We start from the raw sequence: 25,507 nt of genomic DNA on the forward strand, positions 1-25,507 counted from the left end.
GCTTAAAGGTTTCCCGGGTATTATTTCGTGATAGGTAAATATCACTCTCAAAAAGGTCACTTTTTAGCGAATTGGTACCGGTAGTACGCTGTGTCTATCGACGCAGCACAACCAAGAGGTATTCGCTATGAAAGTCCTAGGTATCCAGGCGCTCGTTGCCATCGTCTTCATGGGCCTGCTGTCGGGCACGGCATCCGCCGCCAGCCGTGATCTGTCCAACAAGTCGATCCGTGCCAATGCTCAGGCCCAGTTTCAGTCCGAGCACCAGGCACGGGCCTCCGCGCTCTACCAGAACAACGCCAACTGATACTGGCGCTTGCTACGACGCCCTTGGCGATCCACTCGTCGCCAGGGCGTCGCCTTATCCATCATCCACTCCCGTCTCCCTCGCCGCACCATATTGCTCCTGCCTCTTCATTCCATCGCCTCGCCCGTCTTGATCCCCGCCGCCGCTCCCGTCAGGCTATCTCCGGTGAAGCTATCGAGCGAGGCAGAGGCATGAGAATCGGCGAGCTGGCCAGTCGTACCGACTGCGCCGTCGAAACCATTCGCTATTACGAGCGGGAAGGCCTGCTGAGTCCGGCCGCGCGCAGCAGCAGCAACTACCGCCGCTACGACCAGAGCCACGTCGATCGGCTGGTGTTCGTCCGCCACTGCCGATCGTTGGATATGACCTTGGGCGAGATAAGGGCGCTGCTGACGCTGCGCGATACCGGTGAGCCCGGCTGCGACCAGGTCGACGCCCTGATCGGCGCCCACCTGCATCACGTGGAAGTCCGCATCCGCGAGCTGAATCAACTGCGCGAGCAACTGGTGACCTTGCGCCGCCAGTGCCAGGGGGAGGGGGCCGGTGATCGCTGCGGCATCCTGCGCGAGCTCAGCCAGCCAGCGGCGCCGTCACCCACGACTGCCCAGTGCAGTGCGGCCGGGCATGCCCATGTGCCCGGCACACACCGCCTGTACGGTTAGATGGCTTCCGCCCAGAGATCGTATTCGTCGGCATCGGTGACGCGCACCCGGACCTTGTCGCCGGGTTGCAGCGGCGTCGCACTGTCGACATAGACGTTGCCGTCGATTTCCGGGGCATCGGCGTAGGAGCGGCCGATGGCGCCTTGCTCGTCCACCTCGTCGATCAGTACCTCGATCTCGCGACCGATCTTGAGCTGCAGGCGCGCCGCGGAAATGGCCTGCTGGTGCGCCATGAAACGCTCCCAGCGGTCCTGCTTGACCTCGTCCGGCACTTCGTCCAAACCCAGCCCGTTGGCCGGGGCGCCCTCGACCGGCGAATACTGGAAGCAGCCGACGCGATCCAGTTGGGCTTCGGTGAGCCAGTCCAGCAGGTACTGGAAGTCTTCCTCGGTCTCGCCGGGGAAGCCGACGATGAAGGTGGAGCGGATGGTCAGCTCCGGACAAATCTCCCGCCAGCGCTTGATGCGCGCCAGGGTCTTGTCCTCGAACGCCGGGCGCTTCATGGACTTAAGTACCCTGGGGCTGGCGTGCTGGAAGGGGATGTCCAGGTAGGGCAGCAGCTTGCCGGCGGCCATCAGGGGGATGACGTCGTCGACGTTGGGGTAGGGGTAGACGTAATGCAGACGGACCCAGACGCCCATGCCCGACAGCGCCTCGCACAGCTCCAGCATGCGCGTCTTGACCGGCTGGCCGTTCCAGAAGTCCAGCTTGTACCTGAGGTCGACGCCATAGGCGCTGGTGTCCTGGGAGATCACCAGCAGCTCCTTGACGCCCGCCTTGACCAGTCGCTCGGCCTCGGACAGCACGTCACCCACCGGCCGGCTGACCAGCTTGCCGCGCATGGAGGGGATGATGCAGAAGCTGCAGCTGTGGTTGCAGCCTTCGGAAATCTTCAGGTAGGCGTAGTGACGCGGGGTCAGCTTGATGCCTTGCGGCGGCACCAGGTCGATCAGCGGATTGTGCTCCAGCTGCGGCGGGACCACCTCGTGGACGGCGCTGACCACCTGTTCGTACTGCTGCGGGCCGGTCACCGCCAGCACGCTGGGGTGCACGCCGCGGATGTTGCCCTCGTCCACGCCCATGCAACCGGTGACGATCACCTTGCCGTTCTCGGCGATGGCCTCGCCAATGGCGTCCAGGGACTCGGCCTTGGCGCTGTCGATGAAGCCGCAGGTGTTGACCACCACCACGTCGGCGTCTTCATAGGTCGGTACGATTTCGTAGCCTTCCATACGCAGCTGGGTGAGGATGCGCTCGGAGTCGACGGTGGCCTTGGGGCAGCCGAGGCTGACGAACCCGACCTTGGGGGCGGACGTTTGGATGGACATGGGCTAACCTCGGCGGGCGCTCAGGAGGCGCCTTGATCAAAAAACGCGCGATTCTAGCCATGTCTGCCGCTGCTTGGAAGGGGCAGGCGGGCTCTATCGACGGCACAGAGCTTTTTGCCGACCAGAGAGTCTATGGTGCGTGAGGCGCTGCGCTGAGCGGTTGCTCCGGCTGCGTCCCTGGCCTTTTCAACTTGATCCCGGCGCCGCTTCGGCGCAGGATGCGCCGATTTTCGACTCTAGGAGCCCTGCATGAGCCGTCCGGAACACGAGCACGGAGGTAAAGCCCCTTCGGCACTGGGAATGATCGTTCTCGCGACCGGTGTGGTGTATGGCGACATCGGGACCAGTCCTTTATACACCCTCAAGGAAGTCTTCTCGCCGCACTACGGCTTGCCGCTGAACCATGACAGCGTGCTCGGCATCCTGTCGCTGATCTTCTGGTCGCTGATCTGGGTCGTCACCCTCAAGTACATCACCTTCGTGATGCGCGCCGACAACCAGGGCGAGGGCGGCATCATGGCCCTCACCGCGCTGGCCCGCCGCGCCGCCCAGGGTTCGCCGCGCCTGGCCACCACCCTGGTCCTGCTCGGCCTGTTCGGCGCGGCGCTGTTCTACGGCGACAGCATGATCACCCCGGCGGTCTCGGTGCTCTCGGCGGTGGAGGGCCTGGAACTGGCCTTCGACGGTCTGGAAGCCTGGGTGGTACCCATCTCCTTGATCATCCTGGTGGGCATCTTCGCCATCCAGAAGCGCGGCACCGCCACCATCGGCAAGTTCTTCGGACCGGTGATGGTGCTCTGGTTCACCTCGCTCGGTGCCCTCGGCGTCTATGGCATCGTCCAGCAGCCCGAGGTGCTCAAGGCCTTCAATCCCTACTGGGCGGTGGAATTCTTCGCGGCCAATCCGGTGAAGGGCTTCATCGTGCTCGGCGCAGCGGTACTGGCGCTGACCGGTGCCGAGGCGCTCTACGCCGACATGGGCCACTTCGGCCGCAAGCCCATCGCCCGCGCCTGGTTGCTGCTGGTACTGCCGGGGCTGGTGCTCAACTACTTCGGCCAGGGCGCCCTGCTGCTCGCCGACCCTGCCGCCGTGCGCAACCCCTTCTATCTGCTGGCGCCGGAATGGCTGCTGCTGCCGATGATCGGCCTGGCCACCCTGGCGACCGTCATCGCCTCCCAGGCGGTCATCACCGGGGCCTTCTCCATGACCCGCCAGGCCATCCAGCTGGGCTACATCCCGCGCATGCAGATCCAGCACACTTCCAGCCAGGAACAGGGGCAGATCTATATCCCGTTGATGAACTGGGTGCTGATGCTGGGCGTGATCTTCCTGATCCTCACCTTCCAGTCTTCCGCCAATCTGGCCGAGGCCTACGGCGTGGCCGTGACCGGTACCATGCTGATCACCAGCTGCCTGGTGTCGGCGGTGATCCTGCTGCTGTGGAAGTGGCCGCGCTGGCTCATGGTGCCGCTGCTGATCGGCTTCCTGCTGGTGGACCTGCTGTACTTCTCCGCCAATGCGCCGAAGATCTTCTCCGGCGGCTCCTTCCCGGTGATCGCCGGCATCGTCATCTTCATCCTGCTGACCACCTGGAAGCGCGGGCGCAAGCTGGTCGTCGAGCGATTGGACGATGGTGCGCTGCCGCTGCCGATCTTCATCAGCAGCATCCGCGCCCAGCCGCCGTTCCGCGCCAAGGGCACCGCGGTGTTCCTCACCGCCCGGACCGACGTGGTGCCCCACGCCATGCTGCACAACCTGCTGCACAACCAGGTGCTGCACGAGCAAGTGGTGCTGCTCACGGTACGCTACGAGGACCGGCCGCGGGTATCACGTGGGGAGCGCATGGAGGTCGAGGATTTCGGCGATGGCTTCTTCCGGGTGGTGCTGCACTACGGCTTCATGGACGAGCCGGACATTCCCCTGGCGCTCAGCCATTGCCCGCATGAAGGCCTGGACTTCACGCCGATGCGCACCACCTACTTCCTCAGCCGGGAAACGGTGATCGCCTCCAAGCGCCTGGGCATGGCACCCTGGCGGGAGAATCTGTTCGTCTTCCTGATGAAGAACGCCAACGGCAACCTGAGATTCTTCAAGCTGCCGGTGAACCGGGTGATCGAGCTGGGTACCCAGGTCGAGATCTGATGGGGCGTGTCATGCAAAAAATCCCGAGGGAGTAATGCCAGTCAGTTAAGCCTTGATCGCAGTCCACACTGCACTTCCAACTGCCCTGATGACCACAAAAAACGCCGTGCTCTCTTCGCGAGACGCGGCGTTTTTTCTCTACCGCTCAAGCCTTATCGCGGCCATGGCGGTCCGCCGATGCGGCCGCTCCTACAGCGGCTGGATATCCTGTAGGAGCGGCCCATGGCCGCGATAGAGTGCGATGAAGACAGTGACGTCTACGGTATAAATCGGTGCCTGTAGGCGCAGCCGCATCGGCGGATCGCGATGGCTGCTACAGGCTTCACCCTTGCACAAGGTCACCCATGCCTTTCCGACACACCGGGCGAAGGCGCAACTGATCGGCATGGCTTGCGCGGAAGGCTTTTCCAGGTCTAGTTGAAGGCCGGTGGGGGCAGGGCGTCGGGATCGGTGATGAAGGGCATCTGCCAGCTGTCCAGGATCTGACCACGGCTTTCCAGCTCGGCGCGCACCGTGCCGATGTAGCCCGCCAGGCGCAGGGGATCGCGGTAATCGGCTTCGCTCAGCTGTTCTTCGGTGTAGAGCGTCTTGCCCTTGGCATCGACCACCCCCAGGGCGAGATCGTGGCCGTCCGCACCGGAAGACACCACGCAGCCCAGGGGTTGAAAGGCGTCTACCAGGATCTTGCTGGCGGCATCGGCGGAAAGCGGTGTGGTCATGGCGGGTCTCCGTGGCTATTGCAGCCATAGACCGCCAGGGACCGCCTGGTTGTTCCAGCCGTTCGTCCGGGCTCTCAAGCCAGTCCAAAGTCTGCTGCGCGTCGGCCAAGCGGCGTTGAAGATGGCCTGGAAGGCCAGCCCCACCTAGGCGGCCCCGTCGCAATGCTCATTTACCAATCGTAAACTCGCCCGCGAGCCCGGTCCTCTTTCTCAGCTATCTTCGCGGGGCCGCCTAGGCCTTGCTTGTCTCTAGCTCGCTAGCCTTCGAACAGGCTTTAGGCCCGGACGCTGCACGCTATTGCGGCGTACGGGCCTCGATGGCCTTGACCATGAAGTCGGCCAGGTTGTCGTAGTTCTCGTCGAAGTGGTGGCCACCCGGACGCTCAAGCTTCTCACCCGCCATGCCGGACTCGGTGCAGCCGCTCTCGTCCTTTTCTTCGGCGCCATAGACGCAGTAAAGCTTCGCAGCGGGAATGAGCTTGGCCTCGGGCAGGGTGTCAGCCTCGTCGCCCGGTTTGCCGAGCCAGCCTTCCACGGCGATCTCGAAGTTGCTCTTGCGGCTGTAGGCCAGTAGCAGCAGGGTCGAGATCTGGTCCTGGTCAGCCTTCGGCAGGCGGTTGTAGACCGCCGGCAGGATGTCGGCACCGAAGGAGTAGCCAGCCAGCACGAAGTGCTTGGCACCCCATTTCTCGCGATATTGCTGCATCAGGTTTGCCAGGTCCGCGGCGACCTGTTCCGGGCTCTTGTGCTGCCAGAAGTAGCGCAGGGCATCGACGCCCACCACCGGGTAGCCGGCCTCGTTCATGGCCTGGGCCGAGAGGCGGTCGATGTCGCGCCAGCCGCCGTCACCCGAGTAGAAGATGGTGACGATGTCCGGGTGACCGGGCTTGACGTCCGGATCGGCCGGCATCTCGATGGTCGGGATGTCATTGTGCTGGCCCAGCAGGCGCGTCTTCAACTGCTCGCGCAGCACCACCGGCAGGGCGGTGCCGTAGTCGGCGATGGTGAGGTCGGCATTGCTCTGCTGGCGCACGAAGATCGCCGATTCATCGGTGGGATGGTCGTTCCAGGCGATATGCCACTGGCCCGCGGCAGCCTTGGGCGGCAGGGCGTCCGGGCAATCCAGGGTATCCAGGTTGAAGCCGACGCTGAGGGCGGCGGCCTTGGCGTCGCTCTGGGTCGCCAGCCAGCGCCAGGCGCGGGCCGCACCGGGGCCGATGCCCCCGACGAAGGTGGGGGCGCCGCTGAGCTCCTTGGCCGCACTGGCGAAATCGTCGGCCTGGGCCTGGCAGCTGTTGAGCACCTTGATCTCGTACTGAACGATCTCGGCACCGGTGTTGGTGGCGAGGCTCAGCAGATCGGCGTCCGCCAGCTGCAGCTCGGGCGGGGTGGCCAGGACCACCCGGGCATGGGGCTCGCCCTTGGGCGCCGCCATGGTCAGCAGGCGGCCGTCCGGCTGCGCCTCTACCTTGACCACCGGCGCCGACGGCCAGCGATGGAACCACCACCAGCCGAGGCCCACGGCGATCAGCAGGACGACGAGCAGTACCGCGAGTACGCGTTTCAGCATAGGGATCTCAACGTTTGACGAGGCCGGTATAACCCCCGGCGATAAGGGCTGCAGTGTCGGCGAAGGCGACCAGCGGGTCCAGTCCTGCCGGCACGGCCATGTAGCGCGGCTCCCACTCCGGATCGAACTTGTCCTTGAAGCGCCGCAGTCCCTGGAAGTTGTAGAACTGTTCGCCGCGTCTGAACACCATGGCACCCAGCCGTTGGGTGATGGGCGCGCCGCGCCGCGGGTGCAGGCCGGCCAGCGGTACCATGCCAAGGGAGAAGCGTGCGTAACCCGCCGCCTTGAAGTGCAGGATCAGCCCGAGCATGAGGAATTCCATGGTCTGCTTGGGGGCATCCGCGGTGACCCGCATGAGGTCGATGCTGGCGAGATCGGTACGCTCGGTCTCCAGCAGGTTGGCGAAGGCCACCGCCCGGTCCTGGAAGCGCACCACGGCGATACGGAAGTGGCGCAGGTAGTCCGGATCGAAGCGGCCGAGGGAAAAGCCCTTCTCGCGCACCTGCTTGCTTTCCAGCCAGACGTCGGAGATGGCCTTGAGTTCGTCGAGGGGCGCTTCGCCCGGCGCATGGAACTCGATGGAAAGGCCGTCGCGCTGGCCGCGATTCCAGGTGTATCTCAGGTCCTTCTTGCCCTTGCTGTCGAGGTCGAAGGCATGCAGGTCGACCCGCGCCTCTTCCCCGAGCTTGAGCGCGGTGAGACCGATGTCCATATAGAACGGCAGGTTCTCGGCACGGACCTGGTAGAACACCGGCCGGGCATGGTGCAGGTCGCAGAGGTCGCGGAATTTCCAGATCAGCTCGGCGCGTGGCTGGGAGCGACCGATCGGATCGAAGAGGGCGATCAGGCTGCGGCCGCGACGACCGTACATCAGGAAGGCCGCATCGCTCTCGTGGAAGAGCAGGGCCTTGTCGCCGGTCATCACCAGGCCGCCATCCGGCTGGCTGGACTTGCGGACAATGTCGAAGGCGCGCTGCAGGTCTTCGCTGGTGGGCGCTTCGATGGCTGGCGGGGCGGCCCGCAGCAGCCAACCCAGGGCGATGATCAGCAGCAGCACCGAGCTGCCCAGGGCGGCGCGCAGGCCGCGGGGCGCATCGGCGTCCAGGGCGAACTGCCACCAGAGGCGTGTCTCGTAGGGGACGTCCTGGTAGGCGAACAGCAGCAACCAGACCGAGGCCGCCACCACGCAGATGCTGGCGGTGACGTACAGCGGCGAGAAGGGCTGCTCCATCAGGCGGCTGCGCCGATAGAAGGACTTGCGGAAGATGGCCAGCAGGGCGGCCGTCATCGCCAGGATCGAGGCTTCCTCCCAGTCGAAACCTTTCAACAGGGACAGCAGGGAGCCGAGCAACAACAGGATCAGGGTCACCGCCCAAGCCGCGGACAGGCGCCGGCGCAATCCCTGCGCCAGCAATAGACAGACGACGCCGATCAGGCTCGCGCCCAGGTGGGAGGCATCGATCAACCGCTGGGGAAGCAGGAAGTCCATGCCTTCCAGGCGGGTATCTATTTCAGGGGTGACCCCAGAAAAAAGCAGGACCACCCCAGAGAGAAAAACCAGGATGGCCAGGATGGGCGCGGCGAGGCCCGAGGCCACACGCACTGCCGGACTGTTCGACAGCAGACGCCGGCCCTCGCTGAACAGCAGCACCAGGCAGGCGATCACGAAGGGCAGCAGAACGTAGAACAGCCGATATACCACCAGCGCCGCGGCCAGCTGGGCCGCGCCCAGTTCGTTGGCGAAGGCCGCCAGTAGCACGGCTTCGAAGACGCCGACGCCGCCCGGCACGTGGCTGAGCACACCGGCGGCCAGAGCCAGCAGGTAGACCAGCAGGAAGGCGCCGAAGGGCGGCGCCGTCGGCAACAGCAGATAGAGCACCATCGAAGCGGCGACGACGTCGAGGATGGTGATGGCCAGCTGCAGGGCCGATAGCCGCAGCGTTGGCAGGCGCAGTGCGCGCTTGCCGATGCGGAAGTGCAGGGCATGGGCGCAGGGCTGTTCCGGTGCGCGCCAGCGGCGCAGGGCCAGGATACCCACGGCGTAGCCCGCCAGGATCAGCCCGGCCACGGTGACGATCACCGCTTCGGGAACGCGCAACGCCTGGGTGGAGGCGTCCAAGTTGGTGAGGGCAGCGATGGCGGCCAGGGGCGGCAGCGCGGTGCCCAGCGCCAGGCTGGAGAAGACCGTCATCTGCGCCACTTCCAGGGCACTCAGGCCCTTGCGCGCATAGAGGCGATAACGCACCGAGCCGCCAGACAGCATGGACAGGCCGACCGCGTTGCCGATGGCGAAGGCCGTGAAGCCACCGAGGGTCCAGGTCTTGGCCGGCAACTCGACGTCGGCGAAGCGCATGGCCGACCACTCGTAGCCCAGCAGGATGGTGAAGCCGGCGGCCGCGGCGACCAGCGCACCGATCAGCGCCGAATGCGGGATATCGCGCAGCGCATCGTGCAGTGCCTCGCCATCGATGCTGCTCAGCAGGTGCCAGCAGACCACCAGTGCCAAGGCGAAGAGCACCAGGGTGACCCCCAGTTCGATGGGTTGCCGATAGGCAGTCAGCTTCTCCAGAAGGCGCCAGGGCAGGGCGGGAGGCGGCGAAACAGGATGCTCCGAAGGGGATGCCGGCTTCGAGGAGACCTCTTTGGCTGGATCAGGTGCAGTCATGCAAACTCCTCTGAACGGGAAACGCGCGTCAGATTACTGGTCGCGTGCGGTTTGCCAAGCCTTGTACAGGTAAAAAAGCTCTGTTCCAATCTTTGTAGCCGTTCCGGCTGCAGAGTTCGCACCGGCGGGTTCTGACAGCGGGGTCAAATTCCGCGCAAAAAAAAACCACTCAAGAGAGTGGTTTTTTCGGAATTGGTTGCGGGAGCTGGATTTGAACCAACGACCTTCGGGTTATGAGCCCGACGAGCTACCAGACTGCTCCATCCCGCGTCCGATGGGGCCCAGTATAGGGCCGAAAACTAAATCGTCAAGAAAAATTTAATATTCATCAAGGAGTTATTTGGCGGGGATGGGGCAAGGTCACTTGTCGCCGTCGCTTTTCTGCATCTGGACCGAGGCCTTTTCACCACTGGAGCGGTTCTGCTGGTCCGACTGGTCACGGTCGAAGCAGCCGCCGAGCGCCAGGGCGATGAGCAGGGTGGAACTGAGGAACAGAGGGCGTTTCATGAGAGGTCTCCTAGTTGTACGTCCTCAGTCGACCGGGCGGGAAGGGAAAGAGTCCGGAAAACCGATGAGAGTCCACCTGCACGCCAAGTGAGAAGGTGATAACAAAACGCCACGCGACGCTTAGGGCGAATAATGGCCATCTGCTATCTTGTAGCCTGTGGCACGGAGAACCCTATGACGCCTTCCCAGGAATCGAGCTGTCTGGATCAGCGCATCATGCGTGTGATGGAGCAGGACGTGGCGACCCTCGTCGCGCACCTGTGCAACCTTTCCCTGGCCCTGACGGGCAGCAGTGCCAAAGGTGCGGGCGCCATGGCACTTCAGGTCGTGCAGAAAGTCGAATTGCTCGTCGATGACATGAAGACGCTCAGCGCCGCGGCGCAGGAGCTGCTGGATATGACCTCCCGCCCCGTGCGACCGGACCATCCGGATGAGCGCATCGCCGCCGGCAACGACGAGGATGCGCCCTTCGACGATGGGCAGCGCGACTAAGCGGTTCGACCAGGACAGTCCGAAGGGGCCATCATGAATCTCTTGCTGGAAACCTTGCTCGACCATCTCCGTAGCCTGGGCCGGATCGAGTTCCACGAGCGAAGCGAGCATTTCGCACGACTGATGATCATCACCCCGGATGGCGTCATCGCCGAGCGCGACCTGTACTACGATCAATTGCACCACGCCCACGATCTCAAGGCTCTGGTGGACGAGCTGCGCGAAGAGGTGCTGCATCGCCAGCGGTTGCTGCAGGACGTCGGCTGAATTCGCTTCGTCGTCCGCCGTGGACAAAATCCCCAGGCTTGGCTTACTGTACGGATAATCAGCTGCCATGCCCGGCCCGGCATCTCTCACCATGGCTCCGGACAGTTTCTCCGCCCAGCTCACGCCCAGGCGTCAGCGCAAGATCGTCCATGTCGACTGTGACTGCTTCTATGCGTCCATCGAGATGCGCGATGACCCGCGCCTGGGCGGCAAGCCGCTGGCGGTCGGCGGCACGCCCGATCGACGTGGGGTGGTCGCCACCTGCAACTACGAGGCGCGGGCCTTCGGTGTGCGCTCCGCCATGTCTTCCCACCAGGCGCAGAAGCTGTGTCCCGACCTGATCTTCGTCAAGCCGCGCTTCGACGTCTACAAGGAGGTATCGCGGCAGATCCATGGCATCTTTCAGGACTACACCGAGCTGATCGAGCCGCTGTCGCTCGACGAGGCCTACCTGGACGTCACCCATTGCGAGCTGTTCAACGGCAGCGCCACCCTCATCGCCCGCGACATCCGCCGGCGTGTGTGGGAGGAGCTGAATATCACGGTGTCCGCCGGGGTCGCGCCCAACAAGTTCCTCGCCAAGATCGCCAGTGACTGGAAGAAGCCCAACGGGCTGTTCGTCATCGCGCCGCACGAGGTGGCCGACTTCGTCGCCGCCTTGCCGGTGGCCAAGCTGCACGGTGTGGGCAAGGTCACCGCGGACAAGCTCAAGCGGCGCGGCATCGTACTGTGCAGCGATCTGCAGAGCTGGTCGCGCTTCGACCTGTTGCGCGAGTTCGGTGGCTTCGGCGAGCGTCTCTGGTCCCTTGCGCACGGGATCGACGAGCGCCAGGTGAAGGTGGACAGCCAGCGGCAGTCGGCCAGCGTGGAGCGGACCTACGATCAGGACCTGCCCGATGCCGCGGCCTGCGTGAAGGAGCTGCCGGAACTGCTGGCCAAGCTCGAGGAGCGGCTGACGCGCCTGGCGGATCGCTATCGTCCGGAGCGCCCCTTCATCAAGGTCAAGTTCCATGACTTTACCCAGACCACCCTGGAGCAGCAGGGCGCGGGGCGCGACCTGGACAGCTATCGCCGCCTGCTGGAGCAGGCCTATCGCCGCGGCAACCGCCCGGTGCGGCTGCTCGGCGTGGGCGTGCGCCTACTGGATTTGCGCGAGGCCGCCCTGCAGCTGCGCCTGTTCGAGGACTAGGGCGTCTAGAGCGGACTCTTGGCCTGGGCGGACAGGTTGACGATGGCGGCGTCCAGTTCCTCCAGTGCCGGACTGGAGGTCGGCGCGCCCTGCTTGAGCAGGGTTTCGCTGTGCTGGCAGGCGGCGCGCAGTTGCGGTACGCCGCAATAGCGGGTGGCGCCGTGCAGGCGGTGGACACGCTCGATCAGGGCGATGCGGTCGCCATCTTCGCGGGCCTGGCGGATGGCCTGGCGATCCGCTGCCAGGGAGGCGAGCAGCATGCTCAGCAGGTCCTTGGCCAAGTCCGGCTTGTTGGCCGCCAGGCGCAGGCCTTCGTCCGGGTCCATCACCGGCAGGGTGGAAATGTCCTGGCCGCCGCTGCTGAGGCTGGTCACCTCCGGTGCCGAGCTGTGCAGCAGGCGCAGGCCGGTCCACTTGAGAATGACCTGGGCCAGTTGCCGGTCGCTGATGGGCTTGGTGAGGTAGTCGTCCATGCCACTCTGCAGCAGGGCGCGCTTCTCGTTGGCCATGGCGTGGGCGGTGAGGGCGACGATGGGTACCGGGGTGCCACCTTCACTGGCTTCCCAGTCGCGGATCGCCTCGGTGGCCTGGCGACCGTCCATGCCGGGCATCTGTACGTCCATGAACACCAGGTCGAAGCGGTCCTGCTGTACTGCCTCCACCGCGGCATAGCCACTGTCGACGGCGGTCACCTGGGCGCCGAGGTCGGTCAGCAGGGTTTCCACCAACAGCAGGTTGGCCGGGTTGTCGTCGACGCAGAGCAGGCGCGGTGGACGATCGGTGATGCCCAGGCCACCGCTCTCGTTACGCTGCGGGCGTTGGTTGAGCAATTCGGCCACCGCCTGTTCCAGCTTGCGACTGCAGGCCGGCTTGGAATGCAACTGGCAATGGACGTCGGGCAAAGAGGCATGGAACACCGCCTGGTCGGTGGTGGGGCAATAGACCAGCGTATTGCAGTCCTGGCGACCCAGTTCCCAGATACGCTCGGTGAGCAGATCCGGCGGGATGCTGCGGGCACTGACGCCAAGCACTGCCAGACTGACCGGCAGCTTGCCGGAGGCCGGGTGGGCGACCGCTTCGCTGAGCTGCTCCAGGGTCTCGAACAGCTCCACACTCAGCCCGCACTCCTCCAATTGGTGCTGTAGCGCCTGGCGGGTGAGGGGGTGGGGCTCCACCAGGCCGACCCGGCGACCGGCCAGGGCGATGCGCTTGTGGCTGTCGATGCTGCCGTGGGCCTTGGGCAGATTGAGGGTGATCCAGAATTCCGAGCCTTCGCCCGGCACGCTTTCCAGGCCGATCTCGCCGCCCATCTGCTCGATCAGGCGCTTGGAGATGACCAGGCCGAGGCCGGTACCACCCGCCTGGCGGGTCAGGGAGTTGTCGGCCTGGGAGAAGGCCTGGAACAGCAGCTGGCGGTCTTCCTCGGCGAGGCCGACGCCGGTGTCCTGAACGCTGATGCGCAACTGGGCGTGGTCGTCGGTCTCTTCCTCGACCATGGCGCGCACGGCGATGGTGCCGGAATGGGTGAACTTGATGGCGTTGCTCACCAGGTTGGTGAGGACCTGGCGCAGGCGCTGCGGATCGCCCACCAGGTGGGTCGGCGTATCGCGATAGACCAGGCAGACCAGCTCCAGGTGCTTTTCGTGGGCGGACGGCGCCAGGATGGTCAGGGTGTCCTGGATCATGTCGCGCAGGTTGAACGGCAGATTCTCCAGGACCAGCTTGCCGGCCTCGATCTTCGAGAAGTCGAGGATCTCGTTGATGATGCCCAGCAGGCTTTCCGCGGAATTCTGGATGGTGCTCAGGTAGTCCTGCTGGCGCGGGGTCAGCTCGCTCTTCTGCATCAGGTTGGTGAAACCGATGATGCCGTTGAGCGGGGTGCGGATCTCGTGGCTCATGTTGGCCAGGAATTCCGACTTGATCCGGCTGGCTTCCAGGGCGGCCTTGCGCGCCAGGTCCAGCTCGATGTTCTGGATCTCGATGGTTTCCAGGTTCTGGCGGACGTCCTCGGTGGCCTGGTCGATGTTGTTCTGCATCTCGAACTGGGCATTTTCCATGGCTTCGGCCATGCGATTGATGCCGGTCGCCAGTTCGTCGAATTCGGGGCTGCCGAGCCGGAGGGGCAGGCGCGTCTCCAGGCGGCCTTCCTGCAACTGGCCGACGCCCTGGGCGATCACCTGCAGCGGGCGGTTGATCCGGCGGCCCATGCGTACCGCGACGAAGGCGGTGAAGGCCAGTCCCAGCAGAATCAGCAGCAGTCCGGCCACCAGGTTGCGATAGCCGCGCAGCAGGGTGGCGTGATGGGAGAGTTCGAGCTGGATCCAGCCCAGGGTCTGGGGAGTGGCGGTAGTGCCGTCGCTGCGAGTGAGGCGCAGGTCGTGGGTCTGCACCGGCAGGTTGAAGTGGGTGATGTCCAGCCCCGACCTCATGCTGATGGTCTGGAAGTCCCGGCCGCTCAGTTCGAGGGTCATCGAGGGGCCGGCGTGGGCCAGGACGTTGCCGTCGGCATCCAGGAAGCTGATGGCGCGGACGTCGGCCTGATCGAGGGCGCGCTGGGCGATGCGGTTGAGCTGGTCGTTGTCGCCGGTACGCATGGCCGGCGCGATGAGCGGCGCCATCTGCTGGGCGACCAGCTGGCCGTGCTCGATCAGCTGGCTACGCATGTCGGACAGCTGGACCCAGCTGAAATAGACCCCCAGCAGGGCTGCCATGCAGCAGGTGGGGAGGACGCTCAGCAGCAGAATGCGCCCCTTGAGTCCCAATTCGTCCAGCACGGCTCATTCCTCGGAAAATTGGCAAGTCTACCCCCTTTACCAAATGTAAAGAGAGTCTTTGCGAAAGAGGTCGCACCCCGGCGAACGTCGATCCGCGAAAATTCGCGAACGATGCCACGGCGCGTTGCCGCGGTGCACAACCATCGCTCCCGAAGGTGGTCTGGTAGGGATTGCCGGTCGTTCCGGCGTGGTTCGTTCGAGGAGATCCTTTGAAGAAGAGTTGCAGTCTGTTGCTGATGGGCGCCCTGGCGCTGGGTTCCGGCTGGACCATGGAGGCCCAGGCCCAGGAGCCGCGCAAGGCCACACTGGTGGAGCGGGGCTCGATGTACTACAGCTTCGAGACGCATCTGCTGGACTCGGCGGACGGCAAGCGCCGTTATCGGGTCTATATCGGCATACCCAAGCAACCGGCGCCGATGATGGGCTATCCGGCGCTGTTCCTGCTCGATGGCGATGCCGCCCTGGCGCAGTTGCAGGATGTCTGGCTGTCGCCCCATAAACTGAAGAATCCGCCGGCGCTGGTGGCCATCGGTTACGCCGACGCGGCCGACGCCACCCAGGAGCGCACCTACGACTACACCCCGGCGGTGGGCAATGGGCGCAATCGCGACGATGTGCGCAAGGACTGGCCAGCCGGCGGGTCGCGCGCCTTCCTCGATCTGATCGAGCAGCGCATCAAACCATTGTTGACCCAAAGCGTGCCGGTGGACCCCAATCGCCAGACGCTGTGGGGCCATGGCTATGGCGGGCTGTTCGTGCTCGATACCCTTTTTAGGCAGCCCCAGGCGTTCCAGCGCTACGTGGCGAGCGACGTGGCCTTCGGCTGGCAGCAGGGCCTCATCCTCAAGCGGGCGCAGGAGTTCCAGGGCGTGGGGGGTGCCCGGCCAGTGCACCTCTGGCTGTTTTCCGGCAGCGAGGATATGACCCGCAAGGTCGCGCCCGAGGCGCCCAAGCGGCTGGCCGAGCGCCTGGCGAGTCTGCCGGGGTTGCAGGTGACGTCCCAGGTGCGCCCCAACCTGGGGCCGGAAGCCATCCTGTCGCTCAGCCTGCCTGCGGCCCTGGAAGTGGCCAGCGACGGAGCGACCGCGCCCAGGCCGTAGCCTGGCGCCTCATGGGTAGGGTCGGCGCGGGATTGGGGGTATCATGGACAGCTTTCACCCCTGGCGAAACGAGCTGATCCATGAGTCTGCACTATCCCACCATCGCCGATTGCATCGGCAACACGCCGCTGGTGCGCCTGCAGCGCCTGGCCAGCGATACCCGCAGTACCGTGCTGCTCAAGCTGGAAGGCAACAACCCGGCGGGGTCGGTGAAGGACCGGCCGGCGCTGTCGATGATCCGCCAGGCCGAGGCCCGCGGCGACATCCAGCCCGGCGATACGCTGATCGAGGCCACCTCCGGCAACACCGGCATCGCCCTGGCCATGGCCGCCGCCATCATGGGCTACCGCATGATCCTGATCATGCCCGACAACTCCAGCGCCGAGCGCAAGGCCGCCATGACCGCCTATGGCGCCGAGCTGATCCTGGTGAGCAAGGAAGACGGCATGGAAGGCGCACGCGATCTGGCCACCCGCCTGCAGGCCGAAGGCCGCGGCAAGGTGCTCGACCAGTTCGGCAATGGCGACAATCCGGTGGCCCACTACCTGGGGACCGGGCCGGAAATCTGGCGTCAGACCCACGGCAGCATCACCCATTTCGTCAGCTCCATGGGCACCACCGGTACCATCATGGGGACCTCGCGCTACCTCAAGGAACAGAATCCCAAGGTGCAGATCATCGGGCTGCAGCCGGAGGAGGGCGCGGCCATCCCCGGCATCCGCCGCTGGCCGGAGGCCTATCTGCCCAAGATCTACGACGCCAGTCGCGTGGATCGCATCATCGACATGGGGCAGCAGGAAGCCGAGGACACCATGCGCCGCCTGGCGCGGGAAGAAGGTATTTTCTGTGGTGTGTCGTCCGGTGGTTCGGTGGCGGGCGCCCTGCGCATCGCCCGGGAAGTGGACAATGCGGTGATCGTCGCGATCATCTGTGACCGAGGCGATCGCTACCTGTCGACCGGCGTCTATGACCCGCGCTAAACGAGGCGGCGGGCTGCGCTTCCAACCAGCCGGTGGCGCCCGTGCGACCGGGGTACCGACCGGCAAGCGGCAGCTGCTGGCCATCGAGCGGCTGTCCCATGACGGGCGCGGCATTGCCCGCGAAGGCGGGCGGACCTGGTTCGTCGCTGGCGCCCTGCCGGGCGAGCAGGTGGAGGCGCGCGTGCTCGGCGCGCGCAGTCAGGTGGTCGAGGCCCGTGCCCTCAGGGTGCTGGAGGCCAGTCCGTTGCGGCGTACACCGCCCTGCAGCGTGGCCGACCGCTGCGGCGGTTGCACCCTGCAGCACCTGCCCCATGCCGATCAGCTGACCCTCAAGCAGGAAGCCCTGGCCGAGCAGTTCCGCCGTCTGGCCGGGGTGCAGCCGCTGGCCTGGGCCGCGCCCATGGTCGGTCCCGAATTCGGCTATCGCCGACGCGCCCGTATCGCGGTGCGCTGGGACGAGCGCCAGAGCCGCCTGGAAGTAGGCTTTCGCGCCGAGGCCAGCCAGGACATCGTTACTCCCGACGACTGCCTGGTGCTGGTGCCGGAACTACAGCCCCTGCTGCGGGCGCTGCCCGACCTGCTGAGCGGGCTGGAACGGCCCCAGGCGATCGGTCATGTCGAACTCTTCCAGGGGACGGCGACGGCTTTGCTGGTGCGCCATACCCAGGCGCTGCTGCCGGGTGACCAGGCGCGCCTGCGCGACTTCTGCGCGGCGGCCGGCGTCCAGCTCTGGTGGCAGGGCAAGGGTGAGCCGCAGCCGGATCAGGCCGACGCCAGCCTGGGCTTCCGGCTGGCTTCCTGGGGCCTGACGCTGGCCTATCAGCCGGGCGACTTCGTCCAGGTCAATGCCGCCATCAACGAGGCCATGGTCGCCCAGGCGCTGGACTGGCTGGCGCCGGCGGCGGATGACCGGGTGCTCGATCTGTTCTCCGGGCTGGGCAACTTCGCCCTGCCGCTGGCGCGGCAGGCAGCGGCCGTCACCGGTATCGAAGGGGTCGCGGCGATGACATCACGGGCAATACAAAATGCACGTGACAACGGCATCGGCAACGCGCACTTTCTACAGGTGGACCTGTCGAACCCGCTACCCGCCGATCTGGGCAGCCATTCGCTGGCCCTGCTGGATCCGCCGCGCGACGGTGCGCTGGAAGTGGTCCGGCAGCTCAGGGGCCTGGGTATCGGGCGGCTGGTCTATGTCTCCTGCAATCCGGCCACCTTGGCACGGGATGCCGGAGAGCTGGTCCGACAGGGCTATCGCATGACAAGAGCGGGGATTCTCGACATGTTCCCGCAGACCGCCCATGTGGAAGCCATGGTGCTGTTCGAAGCGGGCAGGATGCCCGGGTAACGACGGCTCGCCAACCGATGCGAGCCAATCCGGCGAGAAGGCTACGCCGTGAGGAAGGGGTAGATGGTACAGGTCAGAGCGCATCAGCCAGTCAACGTCGATGGCAGCATCAACCTCCACGCCTGGCTGGATCACATCCAGAGCGTGGATCCGAATCTCGATCGCGAGGCCTTGCTGGATGCCTGCGGCTTCGCCCGCTCGGCGGAGGAGAACTCGGGGCAGATCGAGCATACCTGGGCCGAAGGGACTTCCAGTTTCCATACCGGTCTGGAGATGGCCGAGATTCTCGCCGATCTCAAGCTGGACCAGGACAGCCTGATCGCCGCCATCGTCTATCGTGCGGTGCGCGAAGGCAAGGCGACGCTGGAGGCCGCGGCCGAGCATTTCGGCCCGGTGGTGGCCAAGCTGATCGAAGGTGTGCTGCGCATGGCGGCCATCAGCGAGAGTCTCAATCCGCGCAAGTCCATGGTGCTGGGCAGCCAGACCCAGGTGGACAACCTGAGGCGCATGCTGGTGGCCATGGTCGACGACGTGCGCGTCGCCCTGATCAAGCTGGCCGAGCGTACCTGCGCCATCCGCGCGGTGAAGAACGCCACCGAGGAGCGCCGCAACCGGGTGGCCCGCGAGGTCGCCGACATCTATGCACCCCTGGCCCACCGGCTGGGCATCGGCCATATCAAGTGGGAGCTGGAGGACCTGTCCTTCCGCTACCTGGAACCCCAGCAGTACAAGCAGATCGCCACCCTGCTGCACGAGCGGCGGCTGGATCGCGAGCAGTACATCGCCGACGTCATGCAGCAGCTGCGCGACGAACTGACCGCCACCGGCGTCAAGTCCGACATCAGCGGCCGGGCCAAGCACATCTATTCCATCTGGCGGAAGATGCAGCGCAAGGGCCTGGAATTCAGCCAGATCTACGACGTCCGCGCCGTGCGGGTGCTGGTGCCCGAGGTGCGCGACTGTTATACCGCGCTGGGCATCGTGCATACCCTCTGGCGACACATTCCCCGCGAGTTCGACGACTACATCGCCAATCCCAAGGAGAACGGCTACCGTTCCCTGCACACCGCGGTGATCGGCCCGGAGGGCAAGGTGCTGGAGGTGCAAATCCGCACCCACGCCATGCACGAGGAGGCCGAGCTGGGGGTGTGCGCCCACTGGCGCTACAAGGGTACCGACGTCAAGTCGGCGTCCAATCACTACGAAGAGAAGATCTCCTGGTTGCGCCAGGTGCTGGAATGGCACGAGGAGCTGGGCGACATCGGCGGCCTGGCCGATCAACTGCGGGTCGACATCGAGCCGGACCGGGTCTACGTCTTCACCCCCGACGGCCACGCCATCGACCTGCCCAAGGGCGCGACGCCGCTGGACTTCGCCTATCGGGTGCATACCGAGATCGGCCACAACTGCCGCGGTGCCAAGATCAACGGCCGCATCGTGCCGCTGAATTACCAGCTGCAGACCGGCGAGCAGGTGGAGATCATCACCGGCAAGCAGGGTTCGCCCAGTCGCGACTGGCTCAATCCCAACCTGGGTTACGTCAATACCTCCCGGGCCCGGGCCAAGATCGTCCACTGGTTCAAGTTCCAGGCGCGCGACCAGAACGTTGCCGCCGGCAAGGCCATGATCGAGCGCGAGCTGGGTCGCCTGGCGCTGCCGCCGGTGGACTTCGACAAGCTGGCCGAGAAGGTCAACTACAAGGGCGCCGAGGACATGCTGGCAGCCCTGGGCGCGGGTGATCTGCGCCTGGCCCACGTGATGCACGCGGCCCAGCAACTGGTAGAGCCGGACAAGGGCCAGGACACCCTCGACCTCATCCCGCGCAAGCCCACCAACAAGCCGGGCAAGCGCGGCGATGTGCAGATCCAGGGCGTGGGCAATCTGCTGACCCAGATCGCCGGCTGCTGCCAGCCGCTGCCGGGCGATCCCATCGTCGGCTACATCACCCTCGGCCGCGGCGTGACCATCCACCGACAGGACTGCGCCAACGCCCTGCAGCTGGCCAGTCGCGAGCCGGAGCGGACCATCCAGGTGAGCTGGGGGCCGGTGCCGGTACAGACCTATCCGGTCGACATCCTGATCAAGGCCTTCGATCGCTCGGGCCTGTTGCGTGACGTCTCGCAGATCCTGCTCAACGAGCGGATCAACGTGCTGGCGGTGAACACCCGGAGCAATCGCGAGGAAAACACCGCCAACATGCTGCTGACCATCGAGATCCCCGGTCTGGATGCCCTCGGTCGCCTGCTCGGGCGCATTTCCCAGCTGCCCAACATCATCGAAGCCCGTCGTAACCGCGCTGCCTGAGTGGCGCGACGACGATCCTCACGAGGCGCTCCGGGCGCCTCGCTTTTTTGTGCGACAGGATTCACCCATGTACCAGCTCGACGATCTCCTGCACCTCATGGCCCGGCTACGCGATCCCCAGCACGGTTGCCCCTGGGATTTGCAGCAGGACTACGCCAGCATAGTGCCCCATACCCTGGAAGAGGCCTACGAGGTGGCCGATGCCATCGCCAGGCGCGACTTCCCCCAGGTACGCGACGAGCTGGGCGATCTGCTGTTCCAGGTCGTCTACTACAGCCAGCTGGGCCGGGAGGACGGCCATTTCGACTTCGCCCAGGTAGTGGATGGCATCACCCGCAAGCTGGTGCGCCGCCATCCCCATGTCTTTCCCGATGGCGACTTGCACGGTCCGCTGGACCTGCCACGGCTCGACGAGGCAACCATCAAGCGGCGCTGGGAAGAGATCAAGGCCGAGGAGCGCGCGGAAAAGGCTGCGGCGCCCGAGCAGCTGTCGCTGCTGGATGACGTGCCGGCCGCGCTGCCGGCTTTGAGTCGTGCGGCCAAGCTGCAGAAACGCGCGGCCAATGTCGGCTTCGACTGGGCCGATGCGACGCCGGTGGTGGCCAAGATCCAGGAAGAGCTGGACGAGGTGCGCGAGGCCATGGCCAGCGGCCAGGCCGCGCAGGTGGCGGAAGAGGTCGGTGACCTGTTGTTCGTGATGGTCAATTTGGCGCGCCATCTACGGGTCGATGCCGAAGATGCCCTGCGCCAGGCCAACGCCAAGTTCGAGCGGCGCTTCCGCTATATCGAGGAGGCCTTGAAAGCCCAGGGACGCACGCCCCAGGCAGCCAGTCTGGAGGAGATGGATGAGCTCTGGGATGCCGCCAAGGTGGCAGAGAAGGGCGCCGTCGGGCATTCGTTGCAGCGGGGGTAAGGGGATCTTTGCGGGTCCTATCGCGGCAGCAAGCGGAAACACCACCTATGCCTCCCGTTGAACCAGGCAAGGTGCACCGTCGCCGGTAGCCCGGTAAACTGGCGATTCACTAGAGTCCGGAGCGACCCATGTCGACGTCCTTCGCCCAGATGCTGGAAAACATCACCCCCGATATCTACGAGGGCCTCAAGCTGGCCGTGGAAATCGGCAAATGGCCCGATGGCCGCAAGCTGAGCCGTGATCAGGTGGAGCTTTGCCTGCAGGCGGTGATCGCCTACGAGGCCAGGCACCTGCCCGAGGATCAGCGCACCGGTTACATGGGCCCCCAGGAATGCGCCTCCAAGTCGGTACCCATCGAGAACATCCTGTTCAAGTCCGACGCCATTCACTGATCGTCCCAGCATTGCCCGACGAGGTGTCCTTCGAACGAAGAGGCACCTCGCGTCTTTATCAGAGCCCGCCCAACGTCTGCTGCGCGTCGGCCAAACGGCGTTGAAAAGGCCCTGGAAGGCCAGCCCCGTCGGAATGCTCATTTACCATTCGTAAAATCGAGCACGAGTCCGATCCGCTTCCTCAGGCCTTTGATTCGCTGGCGCTCACCCTACGGGCCAGTCGTTGGCTGTTACTCCCGTTGGTCGTTGCGCCTTGTTTGTCGCTAGCTCGCGAGACGTTGAGCGGGCTCTTGGAAACCGAGAAACACCACCGTGAAGACCGAACTGGGCCGTGGCGCCCTGCGCAAGATGGCCGTGACCCTGGCCGACCCCGTTAACTACGCCTTCCGCCTCGATGACCGCGAGGTGCCGGTCAATCCGCTGATCGGCCGCCGCGTAAGGCTGGAATACCTGGGCGCCATCCATTGCACCCATTGCGGGCGCAAGACCCGCAAGAGCTTCAGCCAGGGCTATTGCTATCCCTGCTTCACTGCCCTGGCGCAGTGCGACAGTTGCATCGTCAGCCCGGAGAAATGTCACTACGAACACGGCACCTGCCGCGAACCCGAATGGGGCGAGACCTACTGCATGGTGCCCCACGTGGTCTACCTGGCCAATTCCTCGGGCCTCAAGGTGGGTATCACCCGCGCCACCCAGCTGCCCACCCGCTGGATCGACCAGGGGGCCTACCAGGCGCTGCCGATCCTGAGGGTCGCCACCCGCCAGCAGTCCGGCCTGGTGGAAGACCTGCTGCGCAGCCAGGTGGGTGATCGCACCAACTGGCGCGCCATGCTCAAGGGCGTCGCCGCGCCGCAAGACCTGGTCGCGCTGCGCGAGCGCATCTTCGATGCCTGCGCCCAGGGCCTGGACGATCTCCAGGGCCGCTTCGGCCTGCAGGCGATCCAGCCGGTGGTCGACATGGCGCCCATCGAGATCCATTATCCGGTGACGGTCTATCCCACCAAGGTGGTCAGCCAGGACCTGGAAAAGACGCCGGTGGTGGAAGGCACGCTGCTGGGCATCAAGGGTCAATACCTGATGTTCGATACCGGCGTGATCAACATTCGCAAGTACACGGCCTATCAGCTGGCCGTGTCCGTTTCCGAGTAAGGATGTAAGCCCATGCGCACCGACCAGCCCCAGACCATCTACCTGAAGGACTACCAGGCGCCCGAGTACCTCATCGAGGAAACCCGCCTCAGATTCGAGCTGCACGATGACCAGACCCAGGTACACGCCGAACTACGCCTGCAGCGCAACCCGGCGCGTGGCGCGGGTCTGCCGCCCCTGGTGCTGCACGGCGAGGAGCTGGAACTGCTGGCGGTGGCGCTGGACGACCAGGCCCTGGCCGCCGGTGACTACCAGGTCGAGGCGGGCAGCCTGACCCTGCAGCCGCAGGGCGAGGCCTTCGTGCTCAAGACCTCGGTACGCATCCATCCGGAGACCAACACCGCCCTGGAAGGGCTGTACGTCTCCGGCAAGATGTTCTGCACCCAATGCGAAGCCGAAGGCTTCCGCAAGATCACCTACTACCTGGACCGGCCGGACGTGATGAGCGTCTTCACCACCACGGTAGAGGCCGACAAGGCGAAGTATCCGATCCTGCTCTCCAACGGCAACCCGGTGGCCAGCGGCGATGCCGAGGGTGGTCGCCACTGGGCCACCTGGGAAGATCCCTTCCCCAAGCCGGCCTACCTGTTCGCCCTGGTGGCCGGAGACCTCTGGTGCGCGGAAGACAGTTACTGCACCGGCAGTGGCCGCGACGTGGCCCTTCGCATCTATGTCGAGCCGGAGAACATCGGCAAGCTGCAACACGCCATGGACAGCCTGAAGAAGTCCATGCGCTGGGACGAGGAGGTCTACGGCCGCGAATACGATCTGGACATCTTCATGATCGTCGCGGTGAACGACTTCAACATGGGCGCCATGGAGAACAAGGGGCTCAACATCTTCAACTCCAGCGCCGTGCTGGCCAGCCCGCGCACCGCCACCGACGCCGCCCACCAGCGCGTCGAGGCCATCGTCGCCCACGAATACTTCCATAACTGGTCGGGCAACCGCGTGACCTGCCGCGACTGGTTCCAGCTGTCGCTCAAGGAAGGCTTCACCGTGTTCCGCGATGCTGGCTTCAGCTCGGACATGAACTCGCCCACGGTCAAGCGCATCGAGGACGTGGCCTTCCTGCGCACCAACCAGTTCGCCGAAGACGCCGGCCCCATGGCCCACCCGGTACGCCCGGATCACTTCATCGAGATATCCAACTTCTACACCCTGACGGTGTACGAGAAGGGCGCCGAGGTGGTGCGGATGCTGCACACCCTGTTGGGCCCGGAGGGCTTCCGCAAGGGCACCGACCTCTATTTCGAGCGCCACGACGGCCAGGCAGTGACCTGCGACGACTTCGTCAAGGCCCTGGAAGACGCCAATGGTGCCGACTTCAGTCAGTTCAAGCGCTGGTACAGCCAGGCCGGTACGCCACGCCTGGCGGTCAGCGAGCAGTACGATGCCGCGGCCAAGACCTATCGTCTGACCTTTAGCCAGAGCTGCCCGCCAACTCCGGGTCAGCCGACCAAGGAACCCTTCGTCATCCCGGTCCAGCTGGGCCTGCTGGATGGCCAGGGTCGCGAACTGCCCCTGCGCCTGGAAGGCGAGGAAGCGGCCCAGGGTACCGACCGGGTACTGTCGGTCATCCAGGCCGAGCAGACCTTCACCTTCGTCGACGTACCCGAGCGGCCGCTGCCCTCGCTGCTGCGCGGCCTCTCCGCCCCGGTCAAGCTCAGCTTCCCCTACAGCCGCGAGCAGCTGACCTTCCTCATGCAGCACGACAGCGATGGCTTCAACCGCTGGGATGCCGGCCAGCAGTTGGCCGTCCAGGTGCTGCAGGACATGATCGCCGGCCAACCGCTGGACACCCGGCTGGTGGAGGCCCTGCGCACCGTGGCGGCGGATGAGTCCCTCGATCCGGCCATGGTCGCCGAGATGCTCTCGCTGCCGGCCGAGGCCTATCTGGTGGAACTGGCCGAGCAGGCCGATCCGATCGCCATCCATGACGCCCGTCGCCAGGCCCGCCGGACCATCGCCGAGGCCCTGCGTGACGTGCTCTGGCAGCGCTACCGTAGTGCCCGCGAGGAGTCGCGGGCCACGCCCTACCAGGCCAGTGCCGACCATATCGCCCGCCGCAGTCTGCAGAACGCCGCCCTGGGCTACCTGATGCTGCTGGAAGAGCCGGAGGTGCGCGACGCCGCCCTGGATCAGTTCGAGCACGCCGACAACATGACCGAACGCCTGGCGGCGTTGAGCGCCCTGGTCAACTCCGGTTTCGAGCAGGACAAGGCCGAGGTGCTGGCGCGCTTCTTCGAGGAGTTCAAGAACGATCCGCTGGTCATGGACACCTGGCTCAGCGTTCAGGCATCCAGCCCGCTGCCGGGCGGCCTGGCGCGCGTCCAGACGCTGATGGAGCACCCGGTCTTCACCCTGAAGAATCCCAACAAGGTACGAGCGCTGATCGGCGCCTTCGCCAATGCCAACCTGGTCAATTTCCACGCCGAGGATGGCAGCGGCTATCGCTTCCTGGCCGACCAGATCATCACCCTCAACCGCCTCAATCCGCAGATCGCCTCGCGGCTGCTCACGCCCTTGACCCGCTGGAAGAAGTACGGCCCGGCGCGCCAGGCGCTGATGCGCGCCGAGCTGGAGCGCATCCTGGCCAGCGGCGAGCTGTCCAGTGATGTCTACGAGGTGGTGAGCAAGAGCCTGGCGTGACGCCGTGCGCCTGCTCGGTCGGGCCCGGGACTGCGGCGGTGCCGTCG

The 25,507-nt window shown here is 65.3% G+C and carries 20 protein-coding genes and 1 tRNA gene; 14 read left to right on the plus strand and 7 right to left on the minus strand.

Annotated features, from left to right (window positions below):
* The first annotated feature begins 127 nt into the window (after window positions 1–127).
* Together AR540_RS07560 and cadR are read left to right on the plus strand one after the other, a co-directional pair.
* On the plus strand, window positions 128–307 hold the full coding sequence (locus AR540_RS07560) for a hypothetical protein (protein WP_059227496.1): 180 nt from the start codon (window positions 128–130) through the stop codon (window positions 305–307).
* A gap of 191 nt (window positions 308–498) precedes the next feature.
* The gene (gene cadR / locus AR540_RS07565) at window positions 499–969 is read left to right on the plus strand and encodes a Cd(II)/Pb(II)-responsive transcriptional regulator (RefSeq protein WP_059227497.1); all 471 of its coding nucleotides are present in this window, start codon (window positions 499–501) and stop codon (window positions 967–969) included.
* Here cadR and rimO read toward each other — a convergent pair.
* A complete protein-coding gene (gene rimO, locus AR540_RS07570; protein ID WP_153014200.1) occupies window positions 966–2,291 on the minus strand; it encodes a 30S ribosomal protein S12 methylthiotransferase RimO in 1,326 nt (441 codons plus the stop codon). The two genes, cadR and rimO, sit on opposite strands and share 4 nt — an antisense overlap.
* A gap of 306 nt (window positions 2,292–2,597) precedes the next feature.
* On the opposite strand from rimO, the gene AR540_RS07575 reads away from it, so the two are divergent.
* Window positions 2,598–4,439 carry a potassium transporter Kup gene (locus AR540_RS07575; RefSeq protein ID WP_059227501.1) on the plus strand — a complete coding sequence of 614 codons (1,842 nt, stop codon included), beginning with the start codon at window positions 2,598–2,600 and terminating at the stop codon, window positions 4,437–4,439.
* Window positions 4,440–4,852: 413 nt separating this feature from the next.
* Here AR540_RS07575 and AR540_RS07580 read toward each other — a convergent pair whose 3' ends face one another.
* From AR540_RS07580 to AR540_RS25710, 5 genes are all read right to left on the minus strand, one after another.
* Window positions 4,853–5,158 (minus strand): hypothetical protein, encoded by a 306-nt coding sequence (locus AR540_RS07580; RefSeq protein ID WP_059227503.1) that lies wholly within the window; start codon window positions 5,156–5,158, stop codon window positions 4,853–4,855.
* A 295-nt stretch (window positions 5,159–5,453) separates the two neighbouring features.
* A complete protein-coding gene (locus AR540_RS07585; protein WP_059227505.1) occupies window positions 5,454–6,728 on the minus strand; it encodes a virulence factor family protein in 1,275 nt (424 codons plus the stop codon).
* A 7-nt stretch (window positions 6,729–6,735) separates the two neighbouring features.
* On the minus strand, window positions 6,736–9,393 hold the full coding sequence (mprF, locus tag AR540_RS07590) for a bifunctional lysylphosphatidylglycerol flippase/synthetase MprF (protein ID WP_082706935.1): 2,658 nt from the start codon (window positions 9,391–9,393) through the stop codon (window positions 6,736–6,738).
* A 193-nt stretch (window positions 9,394–9,586) separates the two neighbouring features.
* Window positions 9,587–9,663 (minus strand) — tRNA-Met (locus tag AR540_RS07595).
* A 90-nt stretch (window positions 9,664–9,753) separates the two neighbouring features.
* Window positions 9,754–9,900 (minus strand): hypothetical protein, encoded by a 147-nt coding sequence (locus tag AR540_RS25710; protein ID WP_177339196.1) that lies wholly within the window; start codon window positions 9,898–9,900, stop codon window positions 9,754–9,756.
* Between the two features lie 174 nt (window positions 9,901–10,074).
* Between AR540_RS25710 and AR540_RS07600 the strand changes: the two genes are divergently transcribed.
* The 3 genes from AR540_RS07600 to dinB all read left to right on the plus strand — a co-directional run bounded on the left by AR540_RS07600 (window position 10,075) and on the right by dinB (window position 11,848).
* Complete coding sequence (locus AR540_RS07600) at window positions 10,075–10,392, plus strand: hypothetical protein (RefSeq protein WP_059227507.1); 318 nt, start codon at window positions 10,075–10,077, stop codon at window positions 10,390–10,392.
* Between the two features lie 33 nt (window positions 10,393–10,425).
* The gene (locus tag AR540_RS07605; protein ID WP_059227509.1) at window positions 10,426–10,659 is read left to right on the plus strand and encodes a hypothetical protein; all 234 of its coding nucleotides are present in this window, start codon (window positions 10,426–10,428) and stop codon (window positions 10,657–10,659) included.
* 91 nt (window positions 10,660–10,750) lie between these two features.
* Window positions 10,751–11,848 (plus strand): DNA polymerase IV, encoded by a 1,098-nt coding sequence (gene dinB, locus AR540_RS07610; RefSeq protein WP_059227511.1) that lies wholly within the window; start codon window positions 10,751–10,753, stop codon window positions 11,846–11,848.
* A 5-nt stretch (window positions 11,849–11,853) separates the two neighbouring features.
* Here dinB and AR540_RS07615 read toward each other — a convergent pair whose 3' ends face one another.
* Entirely contained in the window at window positions 11,854–14,622 is a 2,769-nt protein-coding gene (locus AR540_RS07615) for a response regulator (protein WP_059227512.1), read from the minus strand.
* 209 nt (window positions 14,623–14,831) lie between these two features.
* On the opposite strand from AR540_RS07615, the gene AR540_RS07620 reads away from it, so the two are divergent.
* From AR540_RS07620 to pepN, 8 genes are all read left to right on the plus strand, one after another.
* Window positions 14,832–15,722, plus strand: coding sequence for an alpha/beta hydrolase (locus tag AR540_RS07620; RefSeq protein ID WP_177339197.1), 891 nt, complete (start codon window positions 14,832–14,834; stop codon window positions 15,720–15,722).
* A gap of 80 nt (window positions 15,723–15,802) precedes the next feature.
* Window positions 15,803–16,702, plus strand: a complete 900-nt coding sequence (gene cysM, locus AR540_RS07625; RefSeq protein ID WP_059227514.1) for a cysteine synthase CysM — start codon at window positions 15,803–15,805, stop codon at window positions 16,700–16,702.
* On the plus strand, window positions 16,689–18,050 hold the full coding sequence (rlmD, locus tag AR540_RS07630) for a 23S rRNA (uracil(1939)-C(5))-methyltransferase RlmD (RefSeq protein ID WP_059227516.1): 1,362 nt from the start codon (window positions 16,689–16,691) through the stop codon (window positions 18,048–18,050). Before cysM ends, rlmD begins: the two co-directional genes overlap by 14 nt.
* A gap of 63 nt (window positions 18,051–18,113) precedes the next feature.
* The gene (relA, locus tag AR540_RS07635) at window positions 18,114–20,354 is read left to right on the plus strand and encodes a GTP diphosphokinase (RefSeq protein WP_059227518.1); all 2,241 of its coding nucleotides are present in this window, start codon (window positions 18,114–18,116) and stop codon (window positions 20,352–20,354) included.
* Window positions 20,355–20,421: 67 nt separating this feature from the next.
* Window positions 20,422–21,267 (plus strand): nucleoside triphosphate pyrophosphohydrolase, encoded by an 846-nt coding sequence (mazG, locus tag AR540_RS07640; protein ID WP_059227520.1) that lies wholly within the window; start codon window positions 20,422–20,424, stop codon window positions 21,265–21,267.
* Between the two features lie 128 nt (window positions 21,268–21,395).
* Entirely contained in the window at window positions 21,396–21,659 is a 264-nt protein-coding gene (locus AR540_RS07645; protein ID WP_059227522.1) for a YeaC family protein, read from the plus strand.
* Window positions 21,660–22,007: 348 nt separating this feature from the next.
* Complete coding sequence (locus tag AR540_RS07650) at window positions 22,008–22,808, plus strand: DUF2797 domain-containing protein (RefSeq protein ID WP_059228002.1); 801 nt, start codon at window positions 22,008–22,010, stop codon at window positions 22,806–22,808.
* 12 nt (window positions 22,809–22,820) lie between these two features.
* Window positions 22,821–25,460: an aminopeptidase N gene (gene pepN, locus AR540_RS07655; protein ID WP_059227524.1), complete on the plus strand. Its 2,640-nt coding sequence runs from the start codon at window positions 22,821–22,823 to the stop codon at window positions 25,458–25,460.
* The last annotated feature ends 47 nt before the right edge of the window (window positions 25,461–25,507 follow it).

It is taken from the genome of Pseudomonas sp. EpS/L25, from assembly GCF_001512295.1.
Lineage (GTDB): Bacteria > Pseudomonadota > Gammaproteobacteria > Pseudomonadales > Pseudomonadaceae > Chryseomonas.

What these genes read in the sequence shown, in the direction of transcription:
- AR540_RS07560 (WP_059227496.1), top strand. Translation starts at nt 128, where the DNA reads ATGAAAGTCCTAGGTATCCAGGCGCTCGTTGCCATCGTCTTCATGGGC.
- cadR (WP_059227497.1), top strand. Translation starts at nt 499, where the DNA reads ATGAGAATCGGCGAGCTGGCCAGTCGTACCGACTGCGCCGTCGAAACC.
- AR540_RS07575 (WP_059227501.1), top strand. Translation starts at nt 2,598, where the DNA reads ATGATCGTTCTCGCGACCGGTGTGGTGTATGGCGACATCGGGACCAGT.
- AR540_RS07580 (WP_059227503.1), bottom strand. Translation starts at nt 5,158, where the DNA reads ATGACCACACCGCTTTCCGCCGATGCCGCCAGCAAGATCCTGGTAGAC.
- AR540_RS07585 (WP_059227505.1), bottom strand. Translation starts at nt 6,728, where the DNA reads ATGCTGAAACGCGTACTCGCGGTACTGCTCGTCGTCCTGCTGATCGCC.
- mprF (WP_082706935.1), bottom strand. Translation starts at nt 9,393, where the DNA reads ATGACTGCACCTGATCCAGCCAAAGAGGTCTCCTCGAAGCCGGCATCC.
- AR540_RS25710 (WP_177339196.1), bottom strand. Translation starts at nt 9,900, where the DNA reads ATGAAACGCCCTCTGTTCCTCAGTTCCACCCTGCTCATCGCCCTGGCG.
- AR540_RS07600 (WP_059227507.1), top strand. Translation starts at nt 10,075, where the DNA reads ATGACGCCTTCCCAGGAATCGAGCTGTCTGGATCAGCGCATCATGCGT.
- AR540_RS07605 (WP_059227509.1), top strand. Translation starts at nt 10,426, where the DNA reads ATGAATCTCTTGCTGGAAACCTTGCTCGACCATCTCCGTAGCCTGGGC.
- dinB (WP_059227511.1), top strand. Translation starts at nt 10,751, where the DNA reads ATGGCTCCGGACAGTTTCTCCGCCCAGCTCACGCCCAGGCGTCAGCGC.
- cysM (WP_059227514.1), top strand. Translation starts at nt 15,803, where the DNA reads ATGAGTCTGCACTATCCCACCATCGCCGATTGCATCGGCAACACGCCG.
- rlmD (WP_059227516.1), top strand. Translation starts at nt 16,689, where the DNA reads ATGACCCGCGCTAAACGAGGCGGCGGGCTGCGCTTCCAACCAGCCGGT.
- relA (WP_059227518.1), top strand. Translation starts at nt 18,114, where the DNA reads ATGGTACAGGTCAGAGCGCATCAGCCAGTCAACGTCGATGGCAGCATC.
- mazG (WP_059227520.1), top strand. Translation starts at nt 20,422, where the DNA reads ATGTACCAGCTCGACGATCTCCTGCACCTCATGGCCCGGCTACGCGAT.
- AR540_RS07645 (WP_059227522.1), top strand. Translation starts at nt 21,396, where the DNA reads ATGTCGACGTCCTTCGCCCAGATGCTGGAAAACATCACCCCCGATATC.
- AR540_RS07650 (WP_059228002.1), top strand. Translation starts at nt 22,008, where the DNA reads ATGGCCGTGACCCTGGCCGACCCCGTTAACTACGCCTTCCGCCTCGAT.
- pepN (WP_059227524.1), top strand. Translation starts at nt 22,821, where the DNA reads ATGCGCACCGACCAGCCCCAGACCATCTACCTGAAGGACTACCAGGCG.